Source organism: Bacillus sp. SB49 (assembly GCF_000469135.2).
GTDB lineage: Bacteria > Bacillota > Bacilli > Bacillales > Halobacillaceae > Halobacillus.
Map to the genome: position 1 here is coordinate 2,971,867 of NZ_CP048117.1, position 11,502 is coordinate 2,983,368.

The window sequence follows — 11,502 nt, forward strand, 5'->3', positions numbered from 1 at the left end:
TCCTAGACTCCAGAATATGCTGAAAAACCACCATCAATCGGTACAACTACTCCGTTGACAAAGCTGGATGAGTGGCGATCCACAAGCCACAGTAACGTCCCGATCAGTTCTTCCGGCTCTCCAAAACGATCCATTGGGGTTTGGGATATGATTTTATCTGCCCGCGACGTGTAATCGCCCGTTGTATCTATTAACAGGTCTCTGTTTTGGTCCGTAAGAAAAAATCCAGGGGCTATCGCATTCACGCGGATCCCCACTTTAGAAAAATGAACGGAAAGCCATTGCGTAAAGTTACTGATCGCTGCTTTTGCCCCGCTGTAGGCAGGTATTTTCGTGAGAGGAGTGAAAGCGTTCATGGATGATATATTTATGATGGTCGCGCCATCACGCTCCACCATGCCCTCGGCGAATACTTGTGTCGGAATCAGTGTACCCGAGAAGTTCAACCGGAACAGATCATCGACAGCCTCGGTGTCCAAATCAAAGAATGTCTGAGCGTCAGAATCACTCATATCTAAATATTCCTGACTCGTCGTTGCTTTGGTATGATTTCCACCTGCGCCGTTTATCAAAATGTCGACGCTTCCCCATTCCTTGAAAATTTCGTCCCTTATTTCTTGTAACTCGCCTTTATTTAAAACGTCAACACTGAAACCCTTTGCTTCTCCTCCGGACTTTTGAATCTGTTCCACCGTCTTTGTAATCTTTTCTTTATTACGTGCAAGAATGGCAACCTTTGCTCCGCACTCAGCGAGGGATTGACTCATAATCGCTCCAAGAACACCGCTTCCCCCTGTTACCACTGCTACTTTATCCGTTAAATCAACTTGAAATGGCAGATGCATCATTCTTCCTCCATTCTTGCGATTGTATCAAGAATGCCGTTCAGGTAAGAGGCCCCCAGTGCACGGTCAAACAATCCATAGCCAGGCCGGCCTTCTTCTCCCCAAATCATGCGTCCGTGATCGGGTCGAATCGGACCCACAAAACCGTCGTTTACTAATTTTTTCATGACATCAACCATAGGAAGAGAACCATCATGAATTGAATGAGAGGTTTCCTGGAAAGACTTCTCCCCGGTCCACTTCACGTTTCTCGCATGAACGAAATGGATACGGCCTTTGGCTGCTTCCAAAATATCAAATAGATTATTGTTTCGATCCGCTCCATAAGATCCCGTGCAGAAGGTGATGCCGTTAGAAGGACTGTTCACTTTCTGTAATAAATAGGTGATATTCTCCTCATTTGTGATGATGCGCGGTAAACCGAATATCGACCATGGTGGATCATCCGGATGGATAGCCATACAAAGGTTCTCTTCTTCCGCTACAGGAATGATTTCCTCCAGGAAGTAGATCAGATGATTCATCAGTTGGCTTTCTTCCATACCACGATAGGCTTCCATGATAGATTCAAGTTCAGAAGTTTGATAGGAAAGATCCCAGCCCGGAAGAACCAATTCCCCACTCAGAGGATCAATGGAGCGCGCCTCTTCTTCGGAATAGGCTAAAGAAGTGGATCCGTCCGGGAGGCTTTCATGTAAATTCGTCCGTGTCCAGTCAAAAACCGGCATGAAATTATAGCAGATGGTATGGATGCCGGCTTTCTTCAAATTCCTCAGCGTTTGTTGATAATTCTTTATATAACGATCCCTTGCAGGACGGCCCAGCTTGATATCTTCATGAACGGGTACACTCTCTACCACATTCCATTTAAGTCCAGCTTGTTCTATGACTTCCTTCAAATCCATTATCCGCTCATATGGCCATATTTCTCCTGCAGGGATATCATAAATAGCGGTAACAATGCCTTCCATCCGGGGGATTTGTTTAATGTTCTCCAACGTCACCGGATCCTCGTGGTTGTACCAGCGAAAGCTCATTTCCATCAGATCACTCCTCTCTATAAATTAAAGTAGCGCTTTGCGTTGTAATAGGATATATCCTGCACATAGCTTCCCAGCCATTTCGAATCTGCAGGCACTCTTCCTTCCTCCATCCATCGCCCGAGCAGGTTACAAAGAATCCTCCGGAAATACTCATGCCTGGAAAAGGACAAGAACGAACGGGAATCTGTCAGCATGCCGATGAAGTGCCTTATCAGTCCGACATTCGCAAGAATCTTCATCTGATCTTCCATTCCATCAATATGGTCATTAAACCACCAGGCCGTACCGAACTGGACTTTCCCCGGGATGCTTCCATCCTGAAAGTTTCCAGCCATCGTTGCCAGGATATAGTTATCTCTTGGGTTCAGACCGAAGAGGACGGTTTTCGGAAGGGTATCCTCATATTCCAGAGAATCAAGGAACCTTGACAGGGCATCCGCCAAAGGAGCATCCCCGATAGAGTCGTATCCGGAATCCCTGCCGATAGCTTCAAGCATTTTTGTATTATTATTCCGAAGCGGACCGATATGTAACTGCATCACCCAGCCCCGCTTGGAATAGTCCGAAGCTAAATGAAGAAGCGTCCTTGTTTGGTATTTTTCTACTTCCAGATCCGTCAAAACGCCACCATTCAAGCGCTTCTGATAAATCCTTTCGACCTCTGCTTCTGTACTCTCTTCATAGAACATCCGGTTCAGTCCATGATCCGATGCACGGCATCCGTGCTGATCGAAATACTCTATCCTGTTGGAGAGAGCAGTAAGGAAGTCTTTATAAGTATTAAGGTTTTCATCCACTACTTCTCCTAGTTTCTCTGTCCAGCTGATAAACCCGGCACCAGCGATATTAAGTGCTTGATCCGGACGGAAGGAAGGAGCGACTTTCACATCCAACTGTTCCTTTGCTATCCATTGATGAGCAGATAAATCATCGGTCGGGTCATCGGTCGTACCGAGAAATTCCACTCGATCCTTTGCCAAAAGGCTTCGAACCGACATACTCTTTTCTTTCAATGCGGCATTGGTTCTTTCCCATATGTCGTCGGCCGTCTCCGGTGAGAGGAAGTCATGAATGCCAAAGTAGTTTTTTAATTCCATCTGCGTCCATTGGAAGAGAGGATTTCCTAATGTATTCGGCACTGTTTCTGCCCAAGCATCAAATTTCTCTTTCTTGGATGCGTTCCCTGTTATGAAGTGCTCCTTTATCCCGTTTGCCCGCATCAACCTCCATTTGTAATGGTCTCCGGACAACCAGACATCCGTAATGGTCTCAAAGCTGCTGTCATCCGCTACTTCCTGTGGAGGAAGGTGATTATGAAAATCGATGATCGGCATGTCCCTGGCATAATCATGGTATAACTCTTTCGCATAAGCGGTGGTCAGTAGAAAGTCATCAGTCAATAATTGCGGCATATCCAATCCCCTCCTCTATTTATTTAAGTTCCATTGATACGTATGTTCCGTCAATCGCTCTCCATTCACTTCTATGGTCCGCTCCTCTGTTTCAGGGAAGTAAAGATTCACAGATTCATATGGAGGTCGGTACTTCCCTTCCAGTTCTACATGTACTTGAACCACATCCGGTGTTGTTTTCATTACTGTTTTAATCCAACTGCAGTTTCCTTGTTCGTACTCCATCGTTTCTCCGTCATCCTCATAAACCTTCCTTCTGCTCTCACCTGTTTCCTTAGAAGGAAAAATCAATAGTCCCCGCTCGTCCTTATCTTTCGTTGCGAAAGTCACGGCACCGTCTCGAATCGGGAGCACAGATCCACCTTGAGCAAATAATGGAACGGTATGGATGGAAACAGGAAGAGTTAAAGACTGCCCTCCTGCATGCCATATGTGAGAGGCAATGTCATACCAACCATCCTTATTTTCAGGAAGGTACACCGTTCTTTCTTTCTGCCCCTTCTCCATTACATTAGCAACCAACAGATCTTTACCTACTAGGAAATCATCGCTCTCCTCGAACGTATGCGGGTCCTTCTCGAAATGGTAAAAGGTCGGAGTCAACATTGGCTGATGTTCTGCATGAGCTTGATATAACAGGTGATAGAGATAAGGCAGCCACTTGACACGTTCTTTCATCCAATAGCGGATCTCCTCCACGTGTTCTTCGTACATCCAGGGAACGTTGACCGTTTTGTCGTCGTTCCAGGAGTGAATCGTAAATCTTGGATGGAAGATACCATTTTGTATCCAGCGGATAAATAACTCCGGTTCCGGAGCTTTCCCTGCAAATCCACCCACATCATGACCGAAGTTGTAAATCCCGGAAAGGCTAAGACTGAGGCCCATCTTCTGGTTGTAGCGGATAGTTTTCCAATCGGTATAATTATCTCCTGACCAAGTCTGCACATAACGGTGCATACCAGGGCCGCCTGATCTGGATATCAAATAAGGACGCCTTTCTGGTGCATACTCTCTCTGCGCTTCATAAGATGCTTTCATCATCAACAAAGTCTGGATCGGTTTTAAAAGAGATACCGGCACCTGCTTACCGAAACCGTCCGCCAGTGCTCGTTCATCCCATATTTCATATTCGTTGTTATCGTTCCATGTAGAATCAATTCCATAAGCAAGCAACGTTTCTTTGACACGATCCTTCCACCAGTGAATCGTTGCTTCATTCGTAAAGTCCAGGTAAGATCCAAGCTCATCCCAAAACTGGGAGACCTCCGGATTTATTCCGGTGTAATCTTTGATGAAGAGCTGCTCGTCTTTCAGTTTTTCATACTCCGGGTGGTCGACAAGCAGCGCTGGTTTAATGTTGGCACATACTTGGATACCGTGATCATGAAAATGATCGTTCATTCCCTGCGGATCTGGAATTTTGCTTTTGTTCCAGTGGAATACATAACGCTTATCTCCGATGGATGTATATCCGGAAGACAACTGAAAGGAATCGCAAGGGATGTCGTATGCTTTACAGGCCTCCACGAACTTCTTCAGTTGATCCTGAGCATCCGGTTCATCCGTATAGGTCATCGTAGAACCTGAATAACCGAGACTCCATTTTGGAGGAAAGATAGTCCGGCCGGTCATCCAGGTGTAGGTTTCCACCACATCTTTGATTTCGGGACCAAGAATGAAATAATAATCAAGGTTGCCATTCTTGGCATGGTAATAGCGGTACAACCCATGGTAGTTGTCCAGCTCTGCCCCCATATCAAAGGTGCTGTCAGAGTAATTATCGTAATAAATCCCGTAAGAACTTTCCGTTACCGGAGAATGCACCAGATAGAATGGAATATGTTTGTATAACGGGTCTGTATGTTCCGCATCGTATCCCATGGCATCGATCGTCCGCATTTGGTACCTTTTATGGTGTCGGTCCATCCTTCCGCCTTTTTCTCCGAGCCCGTAGTAATGATCCCGGGCATCGCGCTCCATATAGTGCGATACCCCTTCTCCCAGCTGCTTACTGAAGTTATAGCTTTGTGTTTTGCGGTCTCCGGCTATTTTCCTCCAGCTGTCTTGATCCTTCTCATACCAGTCGATACAGAATCCATCCATATGAATGACTGCTTTTAAGGAGTTAGTCCATACCTGAACCGTCCCTTCTTCTTCTTTCACATCGTATGAAGGTAAAGAAAACGGAGATAAGTCAAAACGGTCCCGCCCCGCAAAAGGAACATCCTCCATGCCAGGCGCAATTGTCCACGTTTGCCCCAGACTATGAGCTGATTCCATCCGGTTGTACACACGGAAAATCCGCTCCTCTAAAATATATAATTGGACGATATTGTCTTCTGCCTGAAAGGTTAATACATTAGGCTTCTGTTCGGTTAAGCAAAAAGTTAATGTTGATATCATTCTTCTTTACTCCTTTCCTCTCATCAAGTGAGTCCGAATAAACGCGGCAGCACCATACTGATCCACGGAATGTATGTGATAAGCATCAAAGCAATAATTAAAGCTACGAACATTTTGGTCAGCGGCTTAAGAACCGATTCAATAGACACATTGGCGACACTGCATCCGACAAACAAAGCACTCCCTACCGGCGGGGTCATAATACCGATACACAGGTTGAACACCAGGACGATACCGAAATGCACAGGATCCATGCCGAGCTGCACCGCAATCGGAAGGAAGATCGGTGTGAAGATCAGAACGGCCGGAGTCAAATCCATGAATGTTCCTACAATAAGGAGGATAATATTCATAATTAACAATATAATGATAGGATTCTCAGATGCCTGTAATAATAGATCTGTTATGGCTGTTGGTATCCCGGTAAAGGCCATGACCCAGGACATGATGGAGGAAGCTCCAACTAAAAACAGGACGATTCCGGTCATTACTACTGTTTCTGTCAGTATCCCAGGGATGTCCTTCCACTTAATTTCCCGGTAAACCGCCGCCAGAATGACCGAATAAAGAACGGCCACCGCAGCCCCTTCCGTTGCAGTGAAAATTCCAGCGACTATTCCGCCGATAACGATAACAATCAACAAAAGACTCGGGATAGCATCCAGGAATACTTTCACCCCCTGCGAAAAACTGGGGCGTTCTGCAACTGGATAGGATTGCTTCTTCGCAATGAAGTAAGCGACAATCATGACAGAAAGACCCATCAAGATGCCCGGCAGGTAACCTGCAATAAATAAAGCCGATATCGATGTTCCTCCACTGACCAGAGAGTAAAGGATTAAGACGCTGCTCGGTGGGATTAACAACCCTGCCGGAGAAGAGGCAATATTAACAGCCGCCGAATAGGATTTGTCATACCCCTCTTTCTCCTGCAGAGGCGTCATTACTTTACCAATGGCTGCTGCGGAAGCAACGGCAGAACCGGATATCGAGCCAAACAGCATGTTCCCGACAACGTTGGTGTGTGCCAAAGAGCCCGGGAGACGACCTCCGATCAGCTTGGCAAGATTGATCAACCGGATGGCAATACCACCGTTGTTCATAATGCTTCCAGATAAAATGAAGAAAATGACGGCAAGCAGAGAAAAGCTGTTGATCCCCTGCACCATCTTCTGAGCTGCTGTAAATACAGCTACATCCATCGGGACGACCAGAAGAGCAGTAACAAAGGAGGAAACACCGATTCCTACTGAGATAGGAACACCGATGATTAATAGTAGAAAAAAAACACCAAAAAGCACGAGAGAAGCTTGTAGAGCTATATCCATATTCTCTACACCTCACCTTTCAACTCTTGCTGATATTCTTTCAGCAGTAATAATTTATAAAGGACTACGAGCACCCCGCTGATCGGCATAATAGAATAAACGTAACCCATCGGCAGATTCAGAATCGGAGTCGTTTGACTCATCGTGATGCTTACTACTTCCATCCCGCCTTTCACCATAATCAAAAGGGCAAAAGCAAGGATAAACAGATCATTGATGATACGAAGCATTAAACGCCGCTTCCCTTTAAACTTGTTCTTCATAAAGGTGATTGCTAAGTGTTGATTGGAACCAAAGGCATAGGTGGCCCCGAGAATGGACGTCCATACAAGTAAAAAACGCAGCAGCTCCCCCGTGAACGTGCTGGGCGCGCTGATTAAGTAACGGCTGGCCACTTGCCAAAGGGCTCCAAGAACAAGCGCTATAGTAAAAACTGTTGTTACGGATAAAATTATGCGGTCTAATGTTTTTTTCACTTTATCTACCATTGGTATCTCCTTCCTCCAATCTAACGCACCGTCAGCCCGTACTTCTTTTGGTTGAACCGAACTTCATATCCAACAAGTATCGTGTAACACACCATAATTGAAATCGTTTTCATAAGTGCGTGGATTTTATTTATCAACAGATACCTTATGTAGGAAGCGTGAAAGCCTGACCGTTCTATACCATCAAGCTTTCACGTTCCAGTTAAACACTCCAAACATTTATGGCTTTAATGATTCAATTTCTTCCATTACTTCAGCCATCTTCGGATCTTCTTTAAATGTATCGTGCATCGGTTGGACAGCTTCAATAAATGGTGCCTTGTCTACATCGTAAAATTCCACGCCCATCTCTTCTGCTTCCTTCACCGCTTCTTCAATAGATTTATCCCACATTTCTGTATGGTATGCTGTTGCTTCCTGTGCCGCTTCCTGGAAGGCTTTCTGCTGATCTTCTGTCAGCCCTTCCCATGTTTCCTTGTTAATGATCAGAACATCAGGAATGATTGTATGTTCGTTGCGCGAGAAAACCTTTGCTACTTCTCCATGTTTTCCTGTCGTTAAGGCCGTTTCATTACTCTCGGCTCCGTCAACCACTCCTTGTTGAAGCGCCGTATAAATTTCTCCGTAAGGCATCGGCGTCGGTGTACCTCCGAACAACTCCACCATTTCAATAGCACTAGGGCTGTCCATCACGCGTACCTTCACACCTTTTAAATCTTCCGGCTTTTCTATTGGTGTATCCTTTGTATAGAAACTTCTAGCACCGGAGTCAAAGTAACCAATTCCGATAAACCCTTTTTCTGCCGTCGATTGATATATACTATCCGGAACGTCCGACTCCATGACCGCCCGGTAATGATCTTTGCTTTCAAAAAGGTATGGAAGGGAGAAGATAGAGTAATCGGATGAGAAGCTCTCCAATGCTCCTGCACTTACCTTCGTCATATCCACCGCACCACTTTGCAGCTGCTCCAGGACTTCTTTCTCTCCACCAAGCACTCCATTGGCGTAAATTTTCACTTTCACTTCTCCATTCGTCTTCTCATCTACAGACTCCGAAAATTTTTCCAAAGCTTTGTGTATGGAATGCTCCTCACTCATGTTATGTGCTAATTTCAACTCTTTCGTTTTACTGCCGTTACCTGAAGCTTCCTCCGAATTACCACATCCTGCAAGAAGCAGCAAACTCCCAACCAACATTAATGACCAGACCACAACCTTCTTCAACACTTCCACTCCCTTTCCTATTCTGATGGCGCTTCCAAAACTTTGTTTGTTTACACAACAAACTGTTAGCTATATAATAAATTTAAAGATTGAATATTTCAAGACTTTTTTGAAAGGGTTTTCAGATGAATACAGCAGATGCTACTTATATCAAGGCTTTAAACAAGAGAATATTGATTGAAAAAATTATTGAGAACCAGTCCATCTCTAGAATAGAGCTGTCGCGAATCACTGGTTTAAATCGCTCGACCGTATCTGCACAGATTAATCAAATGATGGAGGAGGAACTGGTGCTCGAACGTTCCCCGGATGTGTCGAGAGGCGGAAGAAAAGCGATTTTACTGCAGATGAATGAAAATGCAGGATTCACTATCGGTGTAGATATCGACTATCCCAGCACTCAAGTACAAGTAACCAATTTACTTGGAAAGCCGATCCGTACTTACCATATTGAGATGAAAGAAAAAGGATCAGGAGAGAACATCGAGCACATCATAAAATCCCTACAGACGATTTCCAAGGAATGCAAAATTATGGATTCTCCAAAAGGTCTTGTTGGCATAGGGGTAGGCATCCACGGCATCGTCCATAATTCCAATGACGTGGTGTACACGCCGAAATTGGATTGGATCGACGTTGAATTAAAAGACGAAATGCAGAAACATTTTAACGTGCCGATATTCATCGATAACAACGCAAACTTAACGGTGTATGCAGAGCAGGTATTTAACCATCCCCTGCCGGATTTATTTACCGTTACCATGTATTCAGGCATTGGACTCGGTATATTGGAGAACAATCGAATCTATCGTGGATATCAGGGGTTTGCTGGAGAAATCGGTCATATGATCGTGGAAAAAGGCGGCCTGCCGTGCCCTTGCGGAAATCAAGGCTGCTGGGAGCTGTATGCGTCGGAACGGGCGTTAATCAGAGCATTGAACGATAAAGGCGTTCCTATTGACTGTTTAACCACAATAGATGATTCCGTTTGGCAGGATCATCCTGAGCTTTTGACAAGGTTCCTCGATTACTTGGCGATTGGACTAAATAACATCATTAACATCTTCAATCCGCAAATTACAATTTTGAACAGCGAGTTCCTCCTCCATCACCAGGAACTGCTCGAACACCTGAAACAACGTTTGACATCTAAGATTAATAATTATGATGCGATTCTTACGTCTACACTGGGTAAGGATGCCTGTTCCTTGGGAGGAGCCATGCTCGCGTTAAAAAATTACTATCAGGTAGAAACGCTGAACTTGAAGGCCTATAACTATTTTTAATCCAGGACGCTGACATATGGAGGTGGCTGACGTTACAGGAGAACTGCCCGACATTCCCATAAGCGGATCCATAAAAAAGCCAGCCGTTCAGGCTGACTTTTTTTGCTATAAAGTCTTCTTAAATACAAAACTAACTTGATCATAGCCCATTTTATCCATGTAAAACCGGTGGGCGTCTTTGCGCTGGAGACCGGATGAAAGAGCCACACTCTCATACCCTTCTCCAACAGCCCAGTGATGGACGGCGTTTAACAGCTTCTCGCCACAGCCTTTCGAACGGTGCTTTTCGTCCGTCACCAAGTCACACACCCACACGAATCGTCCATAGTAGAGTGTCGTCATCGGTTTCACTCCCGCAACGGCCACGAGCTTTTCGTCTTCCATCCACGCAAAAAGACGGTAGCGGTCCACTCGCTGCGCTTCTGTCACCAAATCGAGGTAAGCGGATTCGGTAAGATGAGTCCGGAGCTGTTTCATGACGGGAAAAGCAGCGATAATCTCCTGTTTGGAAACCAATTCTTTCACCTTCATCCTCCTTATCTCAAATAGCCGCCATTGTTCAGATCGAACGTCGCACCAGTATAGTGCCTGGCCTTCTCCGACAAAAGAAAAACGACCGTATCTGCCACATCCTCAGGAAGAACCGGCGTATCAATCAGTTCACTTGCCAAATACTCCTCCACTCTCCATGCAGGGATTTGGCTCATCATCGGCGTCTGAACGATGGTCGGGGCAACTGCGTTAACCCGGATGTACGGAGAGTAATTGATCGCACAGCTTTTTGTTAAGCCGATCAAAGCGGCTTTCGAGAGACCGTAAATGGCATCCGTGCTGCCGTCCAAAGCGGATACACTCGACAGGTTGACGATCGATCCTCTCCGCTTCGACTCAAATAGACATTTACCGAAGAACTTGGAAAAATACACCGCCCCTTTAATATTGATATCAAGCACGCGGTCTATTTCCTCCGGTTCATATTGCATAATGTTTTTTGCAAGATAAATGCCGGCATTGTTGACTAAACCGTTCGTATCTGGATGTTCTTCTGTAACGTACTCAAAGAACTTCTCCACATCTTCATATTTACTTATATCCAGTCGATAGGTATACAGACGTTCCTTACCTCCCATGGATTGTTTCAAATCATACAATGCGTCCTCCTTGATATCACAAGCAATGACGGCGGTCTGTTCCTGAAGACAATGGTTAACAATTGCCTTTCCGATTCCGGAGGCAGCACCAGTGACAATGACTTTTCCACTATTCCACACACGTTCCATCTCCTACTCCTGTATGTAATAAATTATCAAAATTGGTAAACACCATCATTATACTATCTCCAAAATTGGTTTACATTTATTTTTCTGAAAAATATTTCAGGAAAATATATCCTATTAATCTTAATGAAGAGAGCATCTTCCTTAAAAAGCTCAAACGACGAGTGGAAAGAGCCCATTCATAATGAGA

The 11,502-nt window shown here is 45.0% G+C and carries 10 protein-coding genes; 1 reads left to right on the top strand and 9 read right to left on the bottom strand.

Translation table 11 applies throughout. From position 1 onward, the window contains the following. Positions 1 to 2 precede the first annotated feature (2 nt). The 7 genes from M662_RS15520 to M662_RS15550 form a co-directional block, all read right to left on the bottom strand. Complete coding sequence (locus tag M662_RS15520; protein ID WP_026578110.1) at positions 3 to 845, bottom strand: SDR family oxidoreductase; 843 nt, start codon at positions 843 to 845, stop codon at positions 3 to 5. Further along, the gene (locus M662_RS15525) at positions 845 to 1,888 is read right to left on the bottom strand and encodes a mannonate dehydratase (protein ID WP_026578109.1); all 1,044 of its coding nucleotides are present in this window, start codon (positions 1,886 to 1,888) and stop codon (positions 845 to 847) included. Before M662_RS15525 ends, M662_RS15520 begins: the two co-directional genes overlap by 1 nt. A gap of 14 nt (positions 1,889 to 1,902) precedes the next feature. Next, the gene (uxaC, locus tag M662_RS15530; RefSeq protein WP_026578108.1) at positions 1,903 to 3,300 is read right to left on the bottom strand and encodes a glucuronate isomerase; all 1,398 of its coding nucleotides are present in this window, start codon (positions 3,298 to 3,300) and stop codon (positions 1,903 to 1,905) included. Between the two features lie 15 nt (positions 3,301 to 3,315). Further along, on the bottom strand, positions 3,316 to 5,706 hold the full coding sequence (locus tag M662_RS15535; RefSeq protein WP_026578107.1) for a glycoside hydrolase family 31 protein: 2,391 nt from the start codon (positions 5,704 to 5,706) through the stop codon (positions 3,316 to 3,318). Positions 5,707 to 5,729: 23 nt separating this feature from the next. Continuing rightward, on the bottom strand, positions 5,730 to 7,028 hold the full coding sequence (locus M662_RS15540; RefSeq protein ID WP_026578106.1) for a TRAP transporter large permease: 1,299 nt from the start codon (positions 7,026 to 7,028) through the stop codon (positions 5,730 to 5,732). A gap of 11 nt (positions 7,029 to 7,039) precedes the next feature. Next, complete coding sequence (locus tag M662_RS15545) at positions 7,040 to 7,522, bottom strand: TRAP transporter small permease (RefSeq protein ID WP_026578105.1); 483 nt, start codon at positions 7,520 to 7,522, stop codon at positions 7,040 to 7,042. Positions 7,523 to 7,741: 219 nt separating this feature from the next. Further along, entirely contained in the window at positions 7,742 to 8,752 is a 1,011-nt protein-coding gene (locus tag M662_RS15550) for a TRAP transporter substrate-binding protein (protein WP_008633245.1), read from the bottom strand. A gap of 122 nt (positions 8,753 to 8,874) precedes the next feature. On the opposite strand from M662_RS15550, the gene M662_RS15555 reads away from it, so the two are divergent. Beyond that, positions 8,875 to 10,035: an ROK family transcriptional regulator gene (locus M662_RS15555; RefSeq protein ID WP_026578103.1), complete on the top strand. Its 1,161-nt coding sequence runs from the start codon at positions 8,875 to 8,877 to the stop codon at positions 10,033 to 10,035. Between the two features lie 105 nt (positions 10,036 to 10,140). On the opposite strand, the gene M662_RS15560 is transcribed toward M662_RS15555, so the two are convergent. Together M662_RS15560 and M662_RS15565 are read right to left on the bottom strand one after the other, a co-directional pair. Further along, entirely contained in the window at positions 10,141 to 10,566 is a 426-nt protein-coding gene (locus M662_RS15560; RefSeq protein WP_035388300.1) for a GNAT family N-acetyltransferase, read from the bottom strand. 5 nt (positions 10,567 to 10,571) lie between these two features. Next, a complete protein-coding gene (locus M662_RS15565) occupies positions 10,572 to 11,315 on the bottom strand; it encodes an SDR family NAD(P)-dependent oxidoreductase (protein ID WP_026578101.1) in 744 nt (247 codons plus the stop codon). Between the last annotated feature and the right edge of the window lie 187 nt (positions 11,316 to 11,502).